The following is a 22,509-nucleotide window of genomic DNA, read 5'->3' as shown; positions in this document are numbered from 1 at the left end:
TCGCGGTCTCTCTAGGGCGACGTGCGTCCCTTTTGGACGCACAAAGTACGCTCTAGCACTTTTAACCCGGAGATGTAGCGGAACACGGCATCGATGACGAGGGGGGGTCAGCCGCCGGTGAGGATGTCGAGGATGGAGGTCTGCCGCTTCTTGACCGGGCCGCCGACATCACCGGGCGGCACCGGGCGCTTGATCGATGCGGTGTTGCTGTCACCGCCCGGCATGCCGAAGCCGCCGCCATCGACCGTTTCGGCTGGACGCACAGCGCGAGGCGATGACGCTTTTTGGGCGGACGGCGCGGATTGGCTGACCGAAGCGGACGGTACCGGCGCCGGTTGCGGCGTGTTGGACGGTATTTCGTCCTGCACGATCGTATCCGCAGGCGTCGACCTCCATGTTCCAGGCAGCGGCCGCACCGGCACGCCTTCATGCGCGGCGACCATGAATTCATGCCAGGCCTGCGCCGGCAGCGCGCCGCCGGTGACCTTCTTCATCGGACTGCCATCGTCATTGCCGAACCAGACGCCGGTGGTGAGATTGGCGGTATAGCCGATGAACCAGGCGTCGCGCGAATTCTGGCTGGTGCCGGTCTTGCCGGCGGCCGGCCAGGCAAAGGCCGCCTTCCTGGCAGTGCCGATTTCGACAGTGCCGGTCATCATCGAGTTCATCATACCGACGATCTCGGGCTTGACGACGCGCGGGGCGCCGCCGCCATTGTTGTCGTAGAGCACCTTGCCGCCGGCTGTCGTCACGCGGCGGATAAAATGGACGTCCGGCCGGTGGCCGCCATTGGCGAAGGGGACATAGGCCGACGTCAATTCAAGCGGCGTCACTTCAGAGGTGCCGAGCGCGATCGAGGTGTTGGCCGTGAGGTCGGACTGGATGCCCATGCGATGCGCCGCCTCGACGACGGCGTCAGGTCCGACTTCCATCGTCAGCTGGGCGGCGACCGAGTTCAGCGATTTCGCCAGCGCCGTCGCCAGCGTCACCTTGCCGAAATACTTGCCGCCGTAATTGGTTGGCGTCCATTTGCCTATTCTGATCGGCGCGTCATTGCGCACGCTGTCGGGCGTACGGCCGGCCTCCAGCGCCGCCATGTAAACAAAGGGCTTAAACGCCGAGCCCGGCTGGCGGCGCGCCTCCGAGGCGCGGTCGAACTGGCTGGTCGAATAATCATAGCCGCCGACCATGGCACGTACCGCGCCGGAATTGTCTATCGACACCAGCACGCCCTGGCTGGCATTGAGCTTTTTGCCGCTCCCGTCGATCAGCCGGCGGATCGATTGTTCGGCGAGCTTCTGCAGCGTGAGGTCGACGGTGGTGTCGACGATGATGTCGCCGCGCACGTCGCCGATCAGGTCGGGCAGTTCTTCCACGATGGTGTCGGCGACATAGTTTTCCGAGCCCGTCCAGTAGGATGCCACCCGCGACGCCGGCGCGGTCATCGCCGTGGTCAGTTCCTTGGCGCTGATCTTGCCTTCGTCGCGCATGGCGGCGAGAACGAGCTGCGCGCGCTGCTCGGCCGCCTTCGGGTCACGCGCCGGAGACAGTCGCGACGGCGCCTTCAACAGGCCGGCGAGGAGTGCGGCTTCGGGCAATGTGACATCACGCGCGCCCTTGCCGAAATAGCGGCGGGAGGCCGCTTCGACACCATAGGCGCCGGAGCCGAAATAGACCCGGTTGAGATACATTTCGAGGATCTGGTCCTTGGTGTGCTTGTGCTCGAGCCACAGCGCCAAAAGCACTTCCTGCACCTTGCGTTCCAGCGTGCGATCGGGTGTCAGGAACAGGTTTTTCGCCAATTGCTGGGTCAGCGTCGAGCCGCCCTGCGAAAAACGCCCGCCGAGAACGTTGGCCACCATGGCTCTGGACAGACCGATCGGGTCGATGCCCAAATGCGAATAGAAGCGGCGATCTTCGATGGCGATGACGGCCTCGGGAATATAGGTCGACATTTCATGCAGGCCGACGGCTTCGCCGCCGCTCATGCCGCGATTGGCAAGCAGCTTTCCGTCGACGGAGACGATCCTGATATTGGGTGCGCGGTCGGGAATGGCCCAGGTGGTGGCCGCCGGCATTTTCGCACCGTAATAGACAACGATGCCGGCGGTGGCGATGCCGCCCCAGATGGCCAGAACGAAGCACCAGTAGGCCAACCGGCCGAGCACGCCGAACAGGCCGCGCCGGCTTTTGCCGCGTCCTCGACGCGACGATTTTGTCTTGGCCGATTGGCGCTTTGCAGAGGTTTTCCGGTTGCTCGGCACGACGCGATCCTCCTCGCTCACCGAAAAACCGGCCGAGGATTTCGCCCGTGGCGGTCCCTCGAAGCTCGGTTCGATGCGGCTGTCTCTGCGGTTCGCCATGCGCTGTGCTGTCTGTCCCGATGCCTATCGCATCGGCCCGAAACTCGCAATTTTCGGGCCGATGCGAAGCTTCAAAGTCGTAGAGCGCACTCTGTGCGTCCGAACGGACGCACGTCGCTCCATGGCGTTCGGGGTGAAGAGTAGTTGCGGCGATTTAAGGGCGGGTTAAATGGTTCAAAGTTAATTCAATGCGTTACGGCACGTCACCGCTCCGTTCCTTGCTCCTGGCGGTCGGCAACAATGGCGTCTATCGCGAGACGGCGGAGCGTTCTCGCATTTCGGCATCAACTGCCCAGCCGCAGTCGTTCGGCGCGGACCGCCCATAGCAAGGTAACCGCAATCTATGCTCGTCATTAGAGCGCGATCGGTAAAGTGCGTTCGATCGCGCTCTAAACCATTGGATCTGCGCATGACCTTGTCGCCGAAATCATTCACCTTGGTGGATCATGCGTTAGCCAATCGCAGCACGAACGGAAAGCGCTGCCCAGGATGATTGCATCGTCTCGCCCACATGGCAGTAGCAGACAATTTCGTGGAGCTCATCGTCAGTCAATTCGAAGAAACGCTTTGCTCCGCCATAAGTGTCGTCTTTCAGCCCCTCATCGCGCAGAATCGGATCCTCGAAGGCAACCGATATTGGCGAGCCTTCGCCACGCATGATTTCGCGCTCCGGCGACGAACGATATTCGGTCCCGATAAGTGCGGTAAGGAGTCGGCTGGGCTGCCGTTCTAGAAGTTTTGACCAACGTTCGAGACGCTGGGTTCGGTCCATTCTAGGAGGTGTTGGGTCTCTGTGTACCTTTGCCACCGTATGCAGTTGGTCCAGTGTTTGGTGCCTCATGGCAACCTCCTAATAGTAGGTGGGTTGGCCCCAAACTCCCTGTACCAAGATCATACCGCGGATGTGTCGATACGTCACTCTCATTCCGTATCCAGGTTGGCTTCTCTCCGGGTGCATCGAAGGATGGAGCGGCCTGCCTTGGCGCTCAATTTTCGACCCGATGGGGGGTAGGTCATCGGCACCTTTGCCGTGCCAACCCAACGCCGCTCAGTTCTGCTGGATCGAAATACCTTTGTCGTCGATCTTGAGTTCCACGCCCTTCGGCCTGGTTTGCTCGCGATAGACATAGACGCCGAGCGCGATGACTACGACGACGAGCGCGCCGATGACGAGATAGAGCATGTTCTGTTTCATGGCGCGCCCTTGATGTGCTTCGAGGATCAGGCCTGCTTCACCAGCTTGATCAGCACGAGCAGGATGACCGCGCCGATCGTGGCGTGGATGATGGAGGCAAATATGCCACCGCCTATGGCGAACCCCAGCCTTGGGAAGAGCCAACCGGCGATGAAGGCACCGACAATGCCGACGGCGATATTGCCGACAAGGCCGAGGCCGAAACCCTTGACCATCAGGCCGGCGAGCCAACCGGCGATGGCGCCGATGATGATGAAGACAAGCAGGCTCTCAGTACCCATTGCAGATCTCTCCTGAGCGAATGGCCGCGGAGCAGCAAGCTCCGAATCGACCTCCGATTGCAACAGGGGCCAAACTATTGGAAAGGAGCCGGCGCCGCCAGCGGCGTCATTCGTCGTCGTCATCCCCGGATGCAGGCCGCCAGCTGATCGGTTCGATCTTCCTTTGCGTATGGCCGTCCGTATACGCCCACCAGCCGGTGTCGTTCTCGTCCCAGTCGCCGCCGGCCGCCTTCAGGCGGTCGAGCGACCGGTACTGCGCGATGGATTCGTTCATCACGCCGTCGCTGTCCTTCCAGTAGACGGTGACCTTGGAGCCATCCTTGGGCGCTGTTTCGATTGGTTTTCTGGCAGCCATTTCATCCCTCCATGGACCGACAGAACGTCGCGGCGAACACCTGGTTCACCTTAGCTGTGGGCGAAGATGTCTGCCTCATCCCAGCCCATCAGGTCGAGTTTCGCACGCGTCGGCAGGAAGCGGAAGCAGGCCTCGGCCTCCTTGCTCCGGTTGTCGCGCACCAGCCGCGCTGTCAGCACATCGCGCAGCTGGTGAAGATAGAGCACGTCGGAGGCGGCGTATTCGAGTTGTTCGGGCGACAGCGTTTCCGCCGCCCAGTCCGACGATTGCTGCGCCTTCGACAGGCTGACGCCGAGAAGCTCAAAGCAGATGTCCTTCAGCCCGTGCCGGTCGGTATAGGTTCGCGTAAGCCGCGAGGCGATCTTAGTGCAGAACACCGGCTCCGGCATGACGCCGAAGGCGTTGTAGAGCACGGCGAGATCGAAACGGCCGAAATGGAACAGCTTGGTTATGCTGGGGTTCTTGAGCAGGCTGACGAGGTTCGGCGCCTTCTTCTGGCCGGGCGCGATCTGGATGACGTCGGCGGAACCGTCGCCCGGCGAGATCTGCACCACGCAGAGCCGGTCGCGATGCGGATTGAGTCCCAGCGTCTCCGTGTCGATGGCAACCGCCCCGACGTCGTAGTGCAAGAGCCCCGGTAGGTCGTTCTTATGGAAGCGGATATCGCTCATCGTCTTCTCCGGTCGCGACTGGACGCACGTCGCTCTAGCCCGTCCTTGCCGCGATCCGATGAAAAATCAACAGAAAGTTGGATTCTTGCCCTGTCAGCGTGTCAGCGCATCGAGAATGCGCGCCCAGGAGCGTTGTCCCTTGTGGAAGGAACTCATCTCGTATTTCTCGTTCGGCGAATGGATGCGGTCATCGTCGAGCCCGAAACCGACCAGCAAGGATTCGATGCCGAGATAGGTCTGGAAATCGCCGACCACCGGGATCGAGCCGCCGCTTCCCGTCGTCACCGCCGGCTTCGGCCATTCGTCGGACAGCGCGTCCTTGGCCTTGGCGAGAAACGGCGAGTCGTAGGAAAGCTGGATCGCCGGCGAGCCGCCATGTGGGTGGAAATCGACTGAGCAGTCGGCCGGGATGCGCTCCCTGACGAAGGCCTGGAAAGCGGCTCGGATCTTCTGGGGATTCTGCTTGTGGACGAGGCGGAAGGACACTTTTGCCGAGGCTTCCGCCGCGATCACCGTCTTGAACCCCTTGCCGGTATAGCCGCCGGTAATGCCGTTGAACTCGGCCGTCGGCCGCGCCCATGTGAGTTCGAGCACCGAGCGGCCCTTTTCGCCGGATGGGATCGACAGGCCGACAGGCCCAAGGAACGTCTCGGCGGTCTCGCCGAGCGCCTCCCATGACTTCAGGATCTGCGAAGGCGTCTCCTCGACGCCGTCATAGAACCCCGGAATGGTGACATGGCCGTTCTGGTCGTGGATGTCGGCCAGTATCCTGGCCAGGATGCGGATTGGATTGGCGGCAGCACCGCCATAGAGACCGGAATGCAAGTCGCGGTCGGCGGCCTTCACCGTGATCTCCTCGCCGACCAGCCCGCGCAGCGCGACGCAGATGGACGGCGTATCGCGGTCCCACATGCCGGTGTCGCAGACAAGCGCAAAGTCGGCCTTGAGCTCGGCCGCATTTGCCTCGAGGAACGGCTTCAGCGATGGCGAGCCGGACTCCTCCTCGCCTTCGAACAGGATTGTGATGCGGCACGGCAGCCCGCCATGCACCTGCTTCCAGGCGCGGCAAGCCTCGACGAAGGTCATCAGCTGCCCCTTGTCGTCGGCCGAACCACGTCCCGTGATCACCTGATGGCCGGGCTCGATCTCCTTCACCGAAGGTGCGAACGGATCGCTTTCCCAAAGCTCGATCGGGTCGACCGGCTGCACGTCGTAATGGCCATAGAACAGGACATGCGGTGCGCCCGCCGGCCCGTCATGGTGCGCCACCACCATCGGATGGCCTGGCGTGTCACGCACGCTGGCGTCGAAGCCGATCAGTCTGAGCTCCGCCACCAGCCATTCCGCCGCCTTGCGGCAGTCTGCGGCATAGGTCGGATCGGTCGAGATCGACTTGATCCTGAGCAGGCCGAACAGGCGCTCCAGGCTCTCGTCGAGGTTGTTGTCGAGCCGGTCGAGGACGGGAGAAATTCTGGACATTTTTATCAGGCCTTTCGATTCTGAGCGGCAACCCTAAAGCTGCGAGGCAGAAACGAAAAGCCGACGGTCGTTGGACCACGGGCTTCAAAGGGCAAAAAAAATGCCGCCGTGGTGGAGGGGGAACCACGGCGGCCTTTACTCGAAACGATGCGGCAGCCCGGAGAGGGGGGATAGGCTGCCGCAAGTGTCCGGGATAGGCGGGGGACGGGCCTTGCTCCGGACCTCGGCGAAAAATGCCGATGGCGTTTATCTGTGTCTCCGAACGTGGCGATTCAAGGGCACGAAGATTACACTTTCGTAACATACCCGTGATCGGATCGACTTGTCAGGGATGTTGCCGGAACCGGTGGTTGAGGCCGCCTTTGGCATGGACCACGACGCCGCGCCGCGCTATCCCTTCGTCCCATGAAAAAAGGCGATCATCTCTTCCTTGTCGACGGCTCCGGCTACATCTTCCGTGCCTATCACGCTCTACCGCCGCTGACCCGCAAATCCGACGGGCTGCCGACCAGTGCCGTGCTCGGCTTCTGCAACATGGTGTGGAAGCTGACGCAGGACGCCCGCAACACCGATGTCGGCATCGTGCCGACGCATTTCGCCGTCATCTTCGACTATTCGTCGAAAACCTTCCGCAACGACCTCTACCCCGAATACAAGGCCAACCGCTCGGCACCGCCGGAAGATCTGATCCCGCAGTTCGGCCTGATCCGCCAGGCGACCAGGGCCTTCAACCTGCCCTGCCTCGAGACAGAAGGCTACGAGGCCGACGACCTGATCGCCACCTATTGCCGGCTTGCCTGCGAATCCGGCGGCGACACCACCATCATTTCCTCCGACAAGGATCTGATGCAACTGGTCGGCCCTTCGGTCGCCATGTACGACCCGATGAAGGACCGCCAGATCGGCGTTCCCGAGGTGATCGAGAAATGGGGCGTGCCGCCGGAAAAAATGATCGACCTGCAGGCGCTGACCGGCGATTCGGTCGACAATGTGCCGGGCGTGCCCGGCATCGGGCCGAAGACCGCGGCGCAATTGCTGGAACAGTTCGGCGATCTCGATACACTGCTCGCCCGCGCCGCCGAGATCAAGCAGGACAAACGGCGCGAATCGATCATTGCCAACACCGACAAGGCGCGCATTTCGCGTGAACTGGTGACGCTGAAGAACGACGTGCCGGGGATCAGCGGACTCGACGATTTCGTATTGCATCCGCCCGACGGACCAAAGCTGATCGGCTTTCTCAAGACGATGGAATTCTCCTCGCTGACCCGCCGCGTGGCGGAAGCGACCGGAACGGAAGCGGCTGATGTCAAGGCCGTTCCCGTCATTATCGAGCGCGCCGACACCGCGCATGGTCCCGATGTCGGGTTTGGAGGGCCGGCAGCCGCCGAAAGAGCGGCAGGCACAGTGACAGACGAAGCCGGAGAAGCAGTGCCGGCCACCGTCAAGGTGGAACCCAAGGAAGGCGACACCCCTTCGCTTCTCTCGGCGCTTCGCTTCGAGGACGCCACCGCCAGCAAGATCGACACCAGCGCCTACGTCTCCATCCGCGACACAGCAGTGCTGAACGCATGGGTGGCCGAGGCGATGGAGACCGGCATCGTCGCCTTCGACACCGAGACCACGTCAGCCGATCCGATGCAGGCCGAGCTGATCGGCCTGTCCATAGCCACCGCGCCCGGTCGCGCCGCCTATGTGCCTCTCGCCCACAAAAGCGGCAACGGCGACCTGCTCGGCGGCGGAGTGGTCGAAAACCAGATCCCGATCCGTGAGGCGCTTGGCATTCTGAAGCCGTTGCTGGAGGACAAGTCGGTTCTCAAGATCGTTCAGGAGCTGAAATACGACCTCGTCGTCATGAGCCGCCACGGCATCGATGTCGCCCCCTTCGACGACACCATGCTGATTTCCTACGTGCTCGACGCAGGCACGTCCGGCGGCCACAGCATGGCGGCTCTATCGGAAAAGTGGCTCGGCCACTCGACCATTGCCCTTAAGGAGCTGGCCGGCTCGGGAAGAAGCTTGGTCGGCTTCGACCAGGTCGATATCGTCAAGGCAACAGCCTATGGCGCCGAGCACGCAGATGTGACGCTCAGGCTCTGGCGGGTGCTGAAGCCACGGCTTGCCGCCAAGGGCCTGGTCTCGGTCTACGAGCGGCTGGAACGGCCGCTGGTGCCGGTTCTGGCAAGGATGGAGCAGCGCGGCATCTCCGTCGACCGGCAGATCCTGTCACGGCTCTCCGGCGAACTGGCACAGGGCGCCGCGCGGCTGGAAGATGAAATCTACCAGCTCGTCGGCGAGCGCATCAATATCGGCTCGCCAAAACAGCTCGGCGACATCTTGTTCGGCAGGATGGGCCTGCCCGGCGGCTCCAAGACCAAGACCGGCCAATGGTCGACCTCGGCGCAGCTCCTGGAAGACCTCGCCGCAGAAGGCCACGAACTGCCGCGCAAGATCGTCGACTGGCGCCAGCTGACCAAATTGAAATCGACCTATACCGATGCGCTGCCCGGTTTCGTCCATCCCGATACGAAGCGCGTCCACACCTCCTACGCCCTTGCCGCGACGACGACGGGACGGCTGTCGTCCTCCGATCCCAATCTGCAGAACATTCCGGTACGCACCATCGAGGGGCGGAAGATCAGGACGGCCTTCATCGCCGACAAGGGCAACAAGCTGGTTTCCGCCGACTACAGCCAGATCGAGCTACGCGTGCTCGCCCATGTCGCCGAGATCCCGCAGCTCAAGCAGGCGTTTGCCGACGGCGCCGACATCCACGCCATCACCGCGTCGGAGATGTTCAACGTGCCGGTCGAGGGCATGCCCGCGGAGATACGCCGCCGCGCCAAGGCGATCAATTTTGGCATCATCTACGGCATTTCCGCCTTTGGCCTAGCCAACCAGCTGTCGATCCCGCGCGAAGAGGCCGGCGCCTATATCAAGAAATATTTCGAACGCTTCCCGGGCATCCGCGACTATATCGACGCGACCAAGGCCTATGCCCGCGAGCACGGCTTCGTCGAAACCATCTTCGGCCGCCGCATCCACTATCCGGAGATTCGGTCGTCCAATCCTTCAGTCCGTGCCTTCAACGAGCGCGCCTCGATCAACGCCCGGCTGCAGGGCACCGCGGCCGACATCATCCGCCGCGCCATGATACGCATGGACGATGCGCTGGAAAAGGCGAAGCTTTCGGCCCGTATGCTGCTGCAAGTGCACGACGAGTTGGTCTTCGAGACGGCCGAAGCAGAGGTCGAGGCGACGATCCCCGTCGTGCGCCATGTGATGGAGAACGCCGCGATGCCGGCGGTGTCGATGTCGGTGCCGCTGCACGTCGACGCCCGCGCCGCCGACAATTGGGAAGAGGCTCATTGATGCGCCCAAACCAAGGTGTTGTTGAGATTCAGGTCAGGCCGAGTCGAAAATGGTGGCTTCCGAGAACCGGCGCGGAGCGTACTTTTGGGTACGTGAGCACCGGAAGCGCAGGAAGTCACCATTTGCAGGCCGGCATCACCTGAATATCAATACACCTTAAGCCGCCTCTGCCAGGCATTTCGCACACGTACCGCGGAACTCGATCACCGCCTTCTTGGCGGCAAAACCGGTCGAGCGCACCCACTCGTCGAGCCGGTGTCCGACATCATGGTCGGAAAATTCGGTCACCTGCCCGCATGTGTCGCAGATGGCAAAGGCGGTCATCGAATGACTGTGGTCGTGCGGCTCGGCGCAGGCGACAAAGGAATTGAGGCTTTCGAGCCTGTGCACGAAGCCGGACTTCACCAGCGTGTCGAGCGCGCGATAGACTTGCAGCGGTGCTCGAAAACCCCGATCGCGAAGCTGGTCGAGCAATGTATAGGCGCTGAGCGGCCCGCTGGCGGCCTCGAGTTTCTCAAGCACGCACAGCTGGTTTTTCGTCAGCACATCCCTTGCCGCCATGATCCTGTTTCCAACCCGTTTTGCGCCGGTTGCACGTGATTTCCGCATGCAAGCGGCTTCAGTTCTATCCAGATAGCGACGAACGGGCCTTTTTGCTACTGTTTCTGTGCCGGCATGGCCCAGAAGCCGGCCAACTCCGGGCAGGCTCAAATTTCGAAGCAGATATTGGCGGGCCGAGTAAAAAAACGGCGGGAGCAGTTCCCGCCGTACCTGTTCGGCTAATGCGTTGCCAATCACTTCCGTGGCGGATCACTTCCGTAGTGGATCACTTCCGTGGCGGACCCTTGCGCTCGGCGGAGGCGGCCCACAGATTGATGTCGGCTTCGCGCGCGTACGTGTCGATTTCGGCGAGCTCGGCATCGCTGAAGTCGAGCGCCTTCAGCGCGCCAACGCAATCCTCGACCTGTTCCGGCCGGCTGGCGCCGATCAGCGCCGAGGTCACCCGGCCCTTGCGCAGCACCCAGGCCAGCGCCATCTGCGCCAGCGTCTGCCCGCGGCGTCCGGCAATCGCGTTCAGCGCCTTGATGTTGGCGATGGTCTTGTCGTTGATAAAGGCCGGCCTCAGCGACTTGCCTTGGCTGGCGCGGCTGCCCTCAGGGATGCCGCCGAGATATTTGTCGGTCAGCATACCTTGCGCCAGCGGTGTGAACACGATCGAGCCAACGCCGAGCCCCTCCAGCGTGTCGAGCAAACCATCGTCCTCGACCCAGCGGTTGAGCATCGAATAGCTCGGCTGATGGATGATGCATGGCGTGCCGAGCTGCTTCAAAATGTCGGCGGCCTCGCGCGTGCGCTGCGAATTGTAGGAGGAGATGCCGGCATAAAGCGCCTTGCCCGAGCGCACCGCGTGATCGAGCGCACCCATCGTTTCTTCCAGCGGAGTATCAGGGTCGAAGCGGTGCGAATAGAAGATGTCGACATGGTCGAGCCCCATCCGCTTCAGGCTCTGGTCGAGACTGGCCAGCACATATTTACGCCCGCCCCACTCGCCATAGGGCCCGGCCCACATTTCATAGCCGGCCTTGGTCGAGATGATCAGCTCGTCGCGATAGGAGGAGAAATCTGTCCGCAGGATTTCGCCAAAAGCCGTCTCCGCCGAACCGGGCGGCGGGCCGTAATTGTTGGCGAGGTCGAAATGCGTGATGCCGAGATCGAAGGCCTTGCGCGCGATCGCCTGCTTGGTCCGGTGCGGCGTGTCGTCACCGAAATTGTGCCAGAGCCCGAGCGAGATCGCCGGCAATTTCAGGCCGGATCGCCCGCAGCGATTGTAGACCATTTTCTCGTAGCGGTTTTCGGCGGGCACATAGGGCATGGGAGATCCTCAAAGCAAAAGTGAGCCCGGCAGTTGCCACCGCGAAAAAAGGGTGAATCGGCCCTGCCCTCACCCTTAGCCTCTCCCCATTTTCATGGGGAGAGGGGTCGACGGAAAACAGCACGTGTCGCAATCACTGAAGCGCTTATGCTACTTCTTCTTTGCCAAGAGCTGTTTCTTCTTCGCCAACAGCCCTTCCGCATCCTTGACGCCCAGGGCCGCAGGCCGTTCGCAGGTGGTCTGCATGGCAACGAACTTTCCGCTCGCGCCCGACCGCAACATGCCGGTCATCACATCCACGGCATGCAGCGCAAGTTCCATCGAGCACCGATGCGGCCGGCCTTCCGCGATAGCCAGCGCCATGTCGGCGAGACCGGCGGTGCGGTAGTTGGCCATCATGCCGTGCGAATGCATCTGGTTGGCCACGCCGAACGGATGCTTCCACTTCGGCAGCTTCTTGACCGGCTTGGCGGCATCGGTGATGCGAACGTCGCCGCCGAAGAAATTCGGATCCGGCAAAAACACCGTGCCCAACTCGCCGTAGAGTTCCATCGGCGCATGGCCATGGCTCCACACGTCCCAGCTGGTATTGAGCGTCACCACGGCGCCATTCTCGAACTCCATCACGCCGTGGATCGTCGTCGGCGTGGCGACCAGGACTTTTTCGCCGGCGCGCGGCTTCGAACTGATGGTGCGTTCTGTCTTCGGGATAGAAGCGACGGCCGCCACCTGCTTCACCGGCCCGATCAATTGGATCAAGTTGGTGATGTAGTAGGGTCCGATATCGAGCACGGGCCCAGCGCCAGGCTGGAAGAAGAAGTCCGGATTGGGGTGCCAATGCTCCATCCCATGGTTCATCACGTGGCATGTGCCGCTGGTGATCTTGCCGAGCTTGCCACTGTCGATCAGGTTGCGGACAAGCTGGTGCGCGCCACCGAGGAAAGTATCGGGCGCTGAGCCGATGCGCAGTCCCTCTCTCTCCGCCAGTTTCTTCAGGTCGAGCCCTTCCTTGACCGATAGCACGAATGGCTTTTCCGAATAGACGTGCTTGCCGGCATCGAGGATCTGTTTCGACACCTCATAGTGCACCGCCGGAACGGTGAGGTTGACGATGATGTCGATATCGTCAGCCTTGAGCAGCCCTTCGACTGTCTCGGCGCGCAGCTTGAACTCCTTCGCCCGCGCCTTGGCTGCATCCATGTTGATATCCGCACAGGCGCGCATCTCGATGCCGCGAAACAGCGGCGCAAACGAGAAATACGCCTTCGAGATGTTGCCGCAGCCGATGACGCCGACCCCAAGTTTTTTTGCCATGCTGGTTTGCTCCTAATAGGTCTTGGCGGCTGCGATCGAGCGGCGGGCGAAGCGCTCGATATCGTTGGGGTTGTCCTGTTCCATGACGAAGTACTTGGCGGCGCTCTTGGCGCGCAGCGCCTTGATCAGGCCGGCCCAGTCGATCGTGCCGTGGCCGACATCCGACCAGCCGTCCTCGTCGAGGCCGGCCCAGTCGATCGTGCCGTGGCCGACATCCGACCAGCCGTCCTCGTCGAGGCCCTCGCCTGGCCTGGCGATGTCCTTGACATGGACGGCGGCGATGCGTTTGCCATACTTCTCGATCCAGGGCAGCGGATCGTCACCGCCGCGCACCACCCAGGCGACGTCCATCTCCCAGCCGATGTTGGGCGCTGCCGCCAAGATATGGTCTTGCGGCACCGAGCCGTCGGCAAGCTTCTTGAACTCGAAGTCATGATTGTGCCAGGCAAAGCCGTAGCCGGCTTTCTCAGCCGTCTCGCCGACCTTGGCCAGGCGTGCGCCGAAGCCGCGCCAGCCGGCCACGTCGGTCGGCCTGCTCTCGGCGACCAGATAGGGGCAGATGAGCAGAGTGATGCCGAGCGTGTCGGCGATTTTGCGCACGCAGTCGAAATCGTTCTCGAGCGCGTCGATCGAGAAATGGCCGGTCGGCATGGCGAGCCCGTTCTTGTCGAGTTCGGCACGAAATGCCTTGGGGTCGTCATAGACGCCGCCGAACCCTTCGACTTGCGCGTAGCCGAGCTCGCCCAGCATCTTGAGCACCCCTTCCCAAGGTTGGAAATTGCGGGCGCTGTAAAGTTGGAATGACCAGTTCATCGTCTCTGTCCGTTCTATGGGGGATGGATGTGCTTGAGGTGAAGTTCTTTGGAATTACAGGCGGGTGCCGGTGGCGGCGTCGAACAGCGAAGCGCGCATCGGGTCAAAACCGATGCTCACTGTGTCGGCGTTGTTTGGCGTGCGCTCAGATGTCACCCGCACGGTGAAGTTCTGATTTCCGAGCTTCAGCCAGACCAGCGTGTCGGACCCCATGGGTTCGACGACCACGACATTTGCCGCGGCTGTGAATGGCCATCCAGCGCCGCTGTTGAACGCGACATGCTCGGGCCGGATACCGAACACGGCCGCTCCCGGCACGGGCTCCTTTTCGAAAGCGTAAGTGGCGAGCGGGATCCGCACATCCTCGGCGACGAAGTGCCAGTTGCCATCATTTTTCTCCAGCCGGCCGTCGAGGAAATTCATCGCCGGCGAGCCGAGGAAGCCGGCGACGAAACGGTTGACCGGGCGGTTGTAGATGGTCTGCGGTGCGTCGAGCTGCTGGATGACGCCGCCCTTCATCACCGCGATGCGGTCGGCCAGCGTCATCGCCTCGATCTGGTCGTGGGTGACATAGATCATCGTGTTCTGCAGCTTGCTGTGCAGCAGTTTGATTTCGACACGCAGCTCCGCGCGCAGCTTGGCGTCGAGATTGGAAAGCGGCTCATCGAACAGGAAGACGTCGACGTCGCGCACCAGCGCCCGCCCGATTGCGACACGCTGGCGCTGGCCGCCCGAAAGCGCCGACGGCTTGCGTTGCAGCAGTGGCTCGATCTGCAGGATTTCTGCAGCCCGCGCGATGCGCTTGGCGATCTCGTCCCTGGGGATGCCGGCAACGCGCAGCCCGAAGGACAGGTTCTTCTCGACAGTCATCTGCGGATAGAGTGCATAGGACTGGAACACCATGCCGATGCCACGGTCCTTGGGTTCCTCCCAGGTGACGTTCTTGCCCTTGATGAAGATGCGGCCGTCCGAAACGTCGAGCAGGCCGGCGATGCAGTTGAGCAAGGTCGACTTGCCGCAGCCGGACGGCCCGAGCAGCACGATGAACTCGCCCTCGGCGACATCGATGCTGAGCGTCTCCAGCACCGACACTGCGCCGAAATTCAGCGATAGGTCCTGGATTGAGACACTGGGATTTTCGATTCTTGTCATCATCATCCTTTCACCGCGCCGGCGGCGATGCCACGCACGAAAAGCTTGCCGGAAACGAAGTAGACGACGAGCGGTACGAGGCCGGTCAGGATGGTGGCAGCCATGTTGACGTTGTATTCCTTCACGCCTTGCACCGAGTTGACGATGTTGTTGAGCTGCACCGTCATCGGATAGGTGTCGGGGCGGGTGTAGACGACGCCGAACAGGAAGTCGTTCCAGATGCCGGTCACCTGCAGGATGATGGCGACGACGAAGATCGGCAGCGACATCGGCAGCATGATACGGAAATAGATGCCCCAGAAGCCGGCGCCGTCGACGCGCGCCGCCCGGAATAGTTCATCCGGCATGGAAGAAAAATAGTTGCGGAACAACAGAGTCAGGATCGGCATGCCGAAGATGGAATGGACGATCACCAGACCGCTCAGGCTGCCGTAGAGGCCGATTTCGCGCAGTATGATGACGATCGGATAGATCATCACCTGATAGGGGATGAAGGCGCCGACGATCAGGATGACGAAGAAAGTGTCGGCGCCCTTGAAGCGCCAGTTGGCAAGCGCGTAGCCGTTCACCGAAGCGATCGCGATCGACAGGATGACCGACGGAACGGTGATGCGCACCGAATTCCAGAAGCCGCGCGAGAGCCCGTCGCAGTTGAGGCCGGTGCAGGCGCTGGACCAGGCCTTCACCCAAGGCTCAAAGGTGATCTCCAGCGGCGGTGAAAAGATGTTGCCGAGGCGTATCTCCGGCATGCCCTTGAGCGACGTCACCACCATCACATAGAGCGGCAGCAGATAATACAGCGCTACCACGATGAGCGTGCCATAGAGGAAGATGTTGCGGCGCGAGAACACATGCCGCGGCTTTGGCCCGCTCGGCCCGGATGCCTCAATCCTGATAGAGTCCGTACCGGCAGGCAGGGAAACGGCATGGTCAGACACGCTTCTTGCCTCCGAATTCGAGATAGGCCCACGGCACGATGACGACCACCACCGACAGCAGCATCATGGTCGAGGCGGCGAAGCCCTGGCCGAGGTTCTGGGCGAAGAACATGTAGTCATAGACATATTTGGCCGGCACTTCCGAGGCGATGCCGGGACCGCCGCTGGTCTGGGCGACAACCAGGTCATAGACCTTGACGATACCGGCAGCGATGATGACCAGCGCGGTGATGAAGACCGGCCGCATCATCGGGATGATGATGAAGAGATAGGTCTTTAGGGTGGGTATCCCATCCACCCGCGCGGCCTTCCAGATATCCTCGTCGATGCCGCGCAGGCCCGCCAGCATCAGGCACATGATGAGCCCGGTGCCTTGCCAGAGCGCGGCGATCAATATGCCGTAGATGACGATGTTGGAATTGTAGAGCGGATCGAAATTGAAGCTTTCCCAGCCCAGGCCGCGCACCACCCCCTGGATTCCGAACTCCGGGTTGAGCAGCCATTGCCAGACAAGACCGGTGACGATGAAGGAAAGCGCGAAGGGGTAGAGGAAGATAGTGCGGAACGTGTCTTCGAAGCGGATCTTCTGGTCGAGCAACGCCGCCAGCATGAAGCCGATGACCAGAGAGAACACCAGCGACAGCACGCCGTAGACCAGGAGGTTCTCAATCGAGACCAGCCAACGCGGCGTCGACCACAGCCGATAGTACTGATCGAGCCCGACGAAGTTCAGCCGCGGCAGGAGCTTCGAATTGGTGAAGGAATAGAGCACCGTCCACGCGCTGCCGCCGACGAAGATCACCAGTGCGGTGAGGACCATCGGAATAGAGGCGACCTTGGCGTTAAGGTTGCGGAAGAGTTGGTTGGGGCGTTCGCTCTTGCTCATCTGCACAGCCGGGCTGGATCGGGTAAGGGCGGGAGGGTCAAGACTTGACCCGGAGCTCCCGGCCCCGCGGTCGCGGGCCGGGAGCGAGCGGTTCGTCGATCGTCAGTCCGCTGAGGCGACGATGTCGGCGAAGCGCTTTTGCGCCTCTTCCACGGTCATGTCCGGCTTGGCGAAGAACTCGGAGAAAAGGTCCTCTTTCTGCTTTTGGGTGTCCTGCGACAGCAACTGGTCCGTCCAGGGCATGACGCTGCCCTTGGCCAGGATGTCGAGCCCTTTCTTCATGCAGTCGTTCGCCGCCTTGAGGTCGATATCGCCGCGCACCGGCAGCGAGCCCTTCTTGAGGTTGAAGGCGACCTGCGTCTTGGGATCGAGCAGCGTTTCGGCCAGCGCTTCCTGCGCCTTGGACTTTTCAGCGTCCTGCAGCAGCGGGAAGTAGAAGGCATCGCCGCCGGTGGCGATGACCTCGTTCAGGCCAAGGCCGGGAAGGCACGTATAGTCCTTGCCGGCGGTCTGCCCGGCAACCTGGAACTCGCCCTGCGCCCAGTCGCCCATGATCTGGCCGCCGGCCTTGCCGGAGATGACGAGATTGGTGGCCTGGTTCCAGTCCTGCACATTGGTGTTCTTCGCCATCTTGCGGGCATCGTCCGCGGCCTTGAACACCTTGGCGACCTCGGGTCCGGCGGCGAATTCCGCGTCCTTGTCGCGATAGACCTTCAAGAAAGCGTCCGTGCCGCCGACCGCCGTAAGCAGTACGTCGAAGGCGCCCGAGGATTGCCAGGGCTGCCCGCCGACCGCGAGCGGTATGATGCCTGCCTTCTCCAGCGCAGGGGCGGCTGCGACATATTCATTCCAATTCTTCGGCACCGGCACACCGGCCTTTTCGAAGGCCGCGTTCGACAGCCACAGCCACTGCCAGGAGTGAATGTTGACCGGCACGCAATAGATCTTGCCGTCGAGGGTACAGCCGTCGAGCAGGCTCTTCGGCTGTACGATTTCCGCCCACTTGTCCCTGGTGGCGAGATCGGTCAAATCGCGCATCAGACCGGCCTGCACCAATTCTTCCGCTTGCCGGCCGTGGTTGAACTGGGTGGCGCCCATGGGGTCGCCGCCAGTGATGCGGCTGATCATGATCGGCCGCGCCGTGCCGCCGGAGCCGGCGATAGCGCCGTCGACCCAATGATTACCTGTCGCGTCGAACGCCTTGGCGAATTCGGCGACCGCCGCCGCCTCGCCGCCCGAAGTCCACCAATGGGTGACTTCCAGATCCGTCGCTGCCGCCGGGCCGGCGAATGACAGCGCGGTTGTCACCGCCAACGCAGCGGTCATGAATTGGTATCGCATTTCGGCTCCTCCCAGAATCTGAAACGTTACAGATTTTCGATAAGGCAATTGCGGGAGGCGCGCAACCCCGAATAGCAGCGGTTCAACATTTTTTCGAGCTGCGAACAAATCTGCCCGTGCAATTGCCTTCCATTGCACGCAGCAAGGTAGGTTGCACCGCAAAAAATGACGGTTGCAATTAACGAAATCCGGCAAAATCCTGCTCCGCAGGCAATCCCTTGCCGACGTCCCAACGACTTTGCGTCGAATGGAGCGTCGCTCGTGCAGGATACCTGTCACCAACCGCTATGCGATGGCAAGTGACAATCTGTAACGTTTCAGTATATAGGGTGTTTCATCAGGCGGGCGAGCCGCGATCCGCCGATTGCCGGCCTGCACGGCAACTGCTATGCGCCTGACGGGCGGGATGAATGGACAGAGATCAGACGGAAAAGGACGACGAGGCGTCGGGACTGGGCCGGCCGACGCTGAAGACGCTTGCCTTCATGACCGGGCTAGGCGTCACCACCGTGTCGCGGGCGCTGAAGGACGCGCCCGAGATCGGCGCCGAAACAAGACGGCGCGTCCAGCTCGTCGCCAAGCAGATCGGTTACCGCCCCAACCGTGCCGGTGTGCGCCTGCGGACCGGCAAGACCAACGTCATCAGCCTCGTGCTCAACACCGAGCGCGAGATCATGAGCTTTGTCTCGGACATCATCTACGGCGTCTCGGAAGTCATCGCTGATACGCCCTATCATTTGATCGTGACGCCCTACTCACGTTCGCAGGACCCCCTGGACCCGATACGCTATCTGGTGGAAACCGGCTCCGCCGACGGCGTCATCATTTCGCGCACCCAGCCGAATGACCCCAGGGCCCGTTACATGCTGGAGCGTGGTATCCCCTTTGCCACGCATGGCCGCACCGATATGGGGCTGATCCACCCCTACCATGATTTCGACAACTACGCGTTCGCGACCGAGGCTGTGCGCCACCTGGCCGGCATCGGCCGCCGCAGGCTGGCTCTGCTGGCACCGCCAGTCGAACTGACCTACCACAGTCATACGCTGAACGGCTTCACCGATGCGCTGAGCGAGGTCGGCGCCAGTGAAATCCCGTTCAACACCGTTTCGATCGACCATTCGATCGAGCAAATCAGAATGAGGACCGCGCAACTGATGCGCCGGGACGTCAGGCCGGACGGTTTCGTCAGCAGCGCCGCTGCCGCGACACTCGCGATCGTCGCCGGCATCGAGGACGCCGGCCTCAAGCTCGGCCGGGATGTCGACGTGGTATCCAAGCAGTCGTCGGACCTGCTGCATCTGTTCCGCAGGGAATTGCTGGTCGTCAACGAGAACTTCCGGCTGGCCGGCGCGGAACTCGCCCGCTCAGTGCTGGGCTGGATCGGCGGCGCAGCACCTGGCTCCTTGCAGAGCCTGAGCGAGCCGACCGAGGTTCTGGCCTATCGCCGTCCCGACTAGAGCGGGATACGTTCAAATTGAACTGGGCATCCCGCTCCATCTATTTATCTTAGCCGCATTTCTGCGAAGCCAAGTGATTCCACTTGGCTGCAAAATGCGCGCTGCTGACTGGCAGCCTTGGGGCCGTTTGCCGCCTGTCCGGTTCTGGCCGGAAAACTCAGTAAGCCGTCGTTCGGCTGTCGACCTCAAAGCGGTCATCGGCAGCAGAACCAGCGTGCGCCACCAAACGCCACCGGCCTCTAGGAAAGCCACTCAGATCGAAGTGCTGCCGCAGCCGAGGACGGTCCTGCTAGAAAAATCATGCGGTGATCGATAGCGGCCGGCTACCGCTCAGCTCGCCATCACGCCGGACCACGGCGCCCAGTGACGCCACGTCGGACAAACGCGCCCAGTGATGCATCACGTCGCTGCTGCGATTCTCGAGGACAAAACTCGCTGCCATCCAAAATCCGCGCGCGCTTTATGAGTCCACGTTCTTAGTGTGCTATTGTTCCATGACCAAGAGCGTCGTCATCATGGTCTGAGAGAAGCAACTATGGAACGTCGACTAGCAGCTGTGCTCTTTTCCGATGTTGTTGGCTATTCCAAGCTCATGGGGACCGATGAGGTCGGCACTCACAAGTTGTTGAAGGAAATTTTCTCGGAACTGATAGCTCCCAAGACGTCTCAGTATCGCGGCCGCATCATAAAATTTATTGGCGACGGTCAACTGATGGAATTTCCCTCCGTGGTTGACGCCGTGATATTTGCCGTCGAAATACAAATGCACATGCGGCAACTGAACGAGAGCAAACAAGAACAGGATCAAATTCAGTTTCGCATCGGAATCAATATCGGCGATGTAATGATCGAGCCTGACGACATATACGGCGACGGCGTGAATCTGGCTGCGCGGATGGAGAGTGTGGCAACGCCCGGCGGTATTTGTCTTTCACAATCGGCCTATGATCAAGTATCGGACAAATTGGCCCTTGACGTCGAGGATATGGGACGGCTTGAACTCAAGAATATCGCGCGACCTATGCACACTTATTCGATATTGTTGAACGATAAAGCGCGCGCTTTCATCACCCCGGTTGAGTCTCTTGGCGCACAGCGACGGAAAGCGCTGCATGATATAATTCTAATCTTTCACGGTTCTCGATCGCAGGCCGAGTGGCAGACGTGGATACCAGAGGAGTTACGCGGCGAGGGAACTGCCGACATTCAATCGACCAGCATCAACTTCATCGGTAGACTGAAATTCCTAATTCCGGGACTATCACCAAGCAAGCAGCTCGGGGAAATCCGTCAGGTAATATCGGCGGTTCGCGCAACTCATCCGGAAAGTGCGTACAAGCTGTCAATTCTCGCACACGGCTACGCGACATCTGCCGTCACGAAGATATTGCAAGAGAACCCTCACCTCGCGATCGATAATCTGCTGCTTTCCAGATCAGTCGTGCATCCCAAGTTCAACTGGGATCAAGTGAGTTCTCAAATCAAGGGATTGGTCTTGAACGAATGTGCGACGCGTGATGCCTGGCCGCTCGCCGTTCGGTCGTTCAATTGGCGCTTCGGAGCTACAGGCGTATTCGGATTTCATTCGCCGAGGGTAAAAGACCGTTTTCACCCCGTCCAATACAACCAGCTCCTGACCAAGAAATTCGTCAAGACATTCTGGGCGCCATTCTTTTACGATTCAGAAATCGTTCAACCTCCAGATAGCGACCGAAAGATCGATTTTCCCGCATATTTCTGGTGGCTCGGCGCACCGCTTAAGGTCGCGCTCGGGACTTTTGTGGGAATTACGCTATTGCTTGCCGGGGGAATAGCACAATTCCTGGCGAACGACTTCAGTTTCAACAGTAACAATATCATTTGCCGCTGCCTGAGAGTGGTCGCCACGCCACCGAACGACGTGGATATCGGGGCATTGGCGTGGTTCGAGAAGGACTCAGGCGCGCTATCAAAATGGGCGATCCAACGTTCTGTTGATCATGCTAAAAGCAGCGAGCGGTATACATTCGAACCGAACGTTCTCCTGAGGGACTACAAGGGGACACGGGAAGCTGTTGAAGAGGCCCTGAACGAATTCCGCGCCTCCAACGTCGTTGCAGTTGTGGGACCAATGACTTCGGAATTGGCATACTATGCGAAAAAGTGGGGCAACGTGCATAAGACGCCCGTCATTACGGCGAACGCATCGGCCGCATACCTTACGCAAGAAGGGGTGGCCGACTATTTCTTCCGCGTTTCAATGTCCGATGCTGCAAGGGTCGAGGCGCTGGTAGATTGGATGGTCGGCAATAAGCGAGACCTGAGCCCGTATATCATTCACGAATGGAAGGCTTTGGGTTCCTCAGCGGACGAGCCTGAGAGCTACGGCATGCAACAAGCTTCGGTGGCCATCAGGCATATGCCCGAAACGGCGCTTGAGACGACGACCATCAGATACACGAGGGGTGACAAACGTTCGATGGAAGAGGCGGTCCAGCGCGTATTCAACGATGCTGGCAGACCGATCGCGATCTTCGGATACACGGACGACATCGTCTACATAATTGCGAACCTGCACAAAAGAGGGGTCACGAACGACATCTATCTGACTGGGACCTACAACAAGAAAATCGCCGAAGCCGGCTTTCCCTATGCTGATAAAGTGCATGTCGTTTCCGACGTTGTATCAGAAGAAGGATATGCCACGCAGATGGCAGATTTCAAGGTCGAGTATGACAACGACAGTAAGAAGCCTCCCAACCTTGATTATGATGTTGTGGCCGCCTACGCGTATGACGCGACGAGCATCGTTTTGGATGCTATACAAGAAGCCGTAAACAATTCCTGTCTGGGATATGTAAATGGTCGCCTGGTTGCCGAACACCTTAGGCGTACTCCTCCCAGGCAGCGAAAGATCGTAAATACCACCTTTCTTCACAACAGACAGGAAGTCTTCATTCCCCTGGCCCGGTACAAGATTGGGACAGATAACAGGTTGGTTAGAGGTATAGATTGACGTCAATGAGGTGATCTATGC

Annotated in this window: 18 protein-coding genes; 3 read left to right on the top strand and 15 right to left on the bottom strand. The window is 60.7% G+C overall.

The features are described from left to right. Nucleotides 1–107: 107 nt before the first annotated feature. The 7 genes from IHQ72_RS09390 to IHQ72_RS09360 all read right to left on the bottom strand — a co-directional run bounded on the left by IHQ72_RS09390 (nt 108) and on the right by IHQ72_RS09360 (nt 6,344). Nucleotides 108–2,363, bottom strand: coding sequence for a transglycosylase domain-containing protein (locus IHQ72_RS09390; protein ID WP_258122167.1), 2,256 nt, complete (start codon nt 2,361–2,363; stop codon nt 108–110). A 451-nt stretch (nt 2,364–2,814) separates the two neighbouring features. Next, nucleotides 2,815–3,204: a hypothetical protein gene (locus IHQ72_RS09385; RefSeq protein ID WP_258122166.1), complete on the bottom strand. Its 390-nt coding sequence runs from the start codon at nt 3,202–3,204 to the stop codon at nt 2,815–2,817. A 207-nt stretch (nt 3,205–3,411) separates the two neighbouring features. After that, the gene (locus IHQ72_RS09380; protein ID WP_123151715.1) at nt 3,412–3,558 is read right to left on the bottom strand and encodes a hypothetical protein; all 147 of its coding nucleotides are present in this window, start codon (nt 3,556–3,558) and stop codon (nt 3,412–3,414) included. A gap of 26 nt (nt 3,559–3,584) precedes the next feature. Continuing rightward, complete coding sequence (locus IHQ72_RS09375) at nt 3,585–3,839, bottom strand: GlsB/YeaQ/YmgE family stress response membrane protein (protein ID WP_095496887.1); 255 nt, start codon at nt 3,837–3,839, stop codon at nt 3,585–3,587. Nucleotides 3,840–3,945: 106 nt separating this feature from the next. Beyond that, complete coding sequence (locus tag IHQ72_RS09370; protein ID WP_095496888.1) at nt 3,946–4,194, bottom strand: hypothetical protein; 249 nt, start codon at nt 4,192–4,194, stop codon at nt 3,946–3,948. A 50-nt stretch (nt 4,195–4,244) separates the two neighbouring features. After that, nucleotides 4,245–4,865, bottom strand: a complete 621-nt coding sequence (locus IHQ72_RS09365; RefSeq protein ID WP_258122165.1) for a ribonuclease D — start codon at nt 4,863–4,865, stop codon at nt 4,245–4,247. Between the two features lie 93 nt (nt 4,866–4,958). Continuing rightward, a complete protein-coding gene (locus tag IHQ72_RS09360) occupies nt 4,959–6,344 on the bottom strand; it encodes a M20/M25/M40 family metallo-hydrolase (protein WP_258122164.1) in 1,386 nt (461 codons plus the stop codon). Between the two features lie 405 nt (nt 6,345–6,749). Between IHQ72_RS09360 and polA the strand changes: the two genes are divergently transcribed. Then, nucleotides 6,750–9,716, top strand: a complete 2,967-nt coding sequence (gene polA / locus IHQ72_RS09355) for a DNA polymerase I (RefSeq protein WP_258122163.1) — start codon at nt 6,750–6,752, stop codon at nt 9,714–9,716. Nucleotides 9,717–9,872: 156 nt separating this feature from the next. On the opposite strand, the gene IHQ72_RS09350 is transcribed toward polA, so the two are convergent. The 8 genes from IHQ72_RS09350 to IHQ72_RS09315 all read right to left on the bottom strand — a co-directional run bounded on the left by IHQ72_RS09350 (nt 9,873) and on the right by IHQ72_RS09315 (nt 18,033). Then, on the bottom strand, nt 9,873–10,277 hold the full coding sequence (locus IHQ72_RS09350) for a Fur family transcriptional regulator (RefSeq protein ID WP_023797411.1): 405 nt from the start codon (nt 10,275–10,277) through the stop codon (nt 9,873–9,875). A 265-nt stretch (nt 10,278–10,542) separates the two neighbouring features. Next, complete coding sequence (gene mgrA / locus IHQ72_RS09345; RefSeq protein WP_258122161.1) at nt 10,543–11,589, bottom strand: L-glyceraldehyde 3-phosphate reductase; 1,047 nt, start codon at nt 11,587–11,589, stop codon at nt 10,543–10,545. Nucleotides 11,590–11,739: 150 nt separating this feature from the next. Beyond that, complete coding sequence (locus tag IHQ72_RS09340) at nt 11,740–12,903, bottom strand: Gfo/Idh/MocA family protein (RefSeq protein WP_258122160.1); 1,164 nt, start codon at nt 12,901–12,903, stop codon at nt 11,740–11,742. 12 nt (nt 12,904–12,915) lie between these two features. Further along, a complete protein-coding gene (locus tag IHQ72_RS09335; RefSeq protein WP_258122159.1) occupies nt 12,916–13,716 on the bottom strand; it encodes a sugar phosphate isomerase/epimerase family protein in 801 nt (266 codons plus the stop codon). Nucleotides 13,717–13,770: 54 nt separating this feature from the next. After that, complete coding sequence (locus IHQ72_RS09330) at nt 13,771–14,868, bottom strand: ABC transporter ATP-binding protein (protein WP_258123786.1); 1,098 nt, start codon at nt 14,866–14,868, stop codon at nt 13,771–13,773. A gap of 2 nt (nt 14,869–14,870) precedes the next feature. After that, nucleotides 14,871–15,806, bottom strand: coding sequence for a carbohydrate ABC transporter permease (locus IHQ72_RS09325; protein ID WP_258122158.1), 936 nt, complete (start codon nt 15,804–15,806; stop codon nt 14,871–14,873). After that, nucleotides 15,799–16,692, bottom strand: coding sequence for a carbohydrate ABC transporter permease (locus tag IHQ72_RS09320; protein WP_258122157.1), 894 nt, complete (start codon nt 16,690–16,692; stop codon nt 15,799–15,801). The genes IHQ72_RS09325 and IHQ72_RS09320 overlap by 8 nt, the downstream gene beginning before the upstream one ends. 102 nt (nt 16,693–16,794) lie before the next feature. Beyond that, a complete protein-coding gene (locus IHQ72_RS09315; protein ID WP_258122156.1) occupies nt 16,795–18,033 on the bottom strand; it encodes an ABC transporter substrate-binding protein in 1,239 nt (412 codons plus the stop codon). 410 nt (nt 18,034–18,443) lie between these two features. Between IHQ72_RS09315 and IHQ72_RS09310 the strand changes: the two genes are divergently transcribed. Together IHQ72_RS09310 and IHQ72_RS09305 are read left to right on the top strand one after the other, a co-directional pair. Further along, on the top strand, nt 18,444–19,493 hold the full coding sequence (locus IHQ72_RS09310) for a LacI family transcriptional regulator (protein WP_258122155.1): 1,050 nt from the start codon (nt 18,444–18,446) through the stop codon (nt 19,491–19,493). A 535-nt stretch (nt 19,494–20,028) separates the two neighbouring features. After that, nucleotides 20,029–22,488, top strand: a complete 2,460-nt coding sequence (locus IHQ72_RS09305) for an adenylate/guanylate cyclase domain-containing protein (protein WP_258122154.1) — start codon at nt 20,029–20,031, stop codon at nt 22,486–22,488. Nucleotides 22,489–22,509 lie beyond the last annotated feature (21 nt).

Origin of the sequence: Mesorhizobium onobrychidis, from assembly GCF_024707545.1 — a bacterium.
GTDB lineage: Bacteria > Pseudomonadota > Alphaproteobacteria > Rhizobiales > Rhizobiaceae > Mesorhizobium > Mesorhizobium onobrychidis.
Note: the sequence above shows the minus strand (reverse complement) of the source record. Positions and strands in the feature narration are given on the sequence as shown.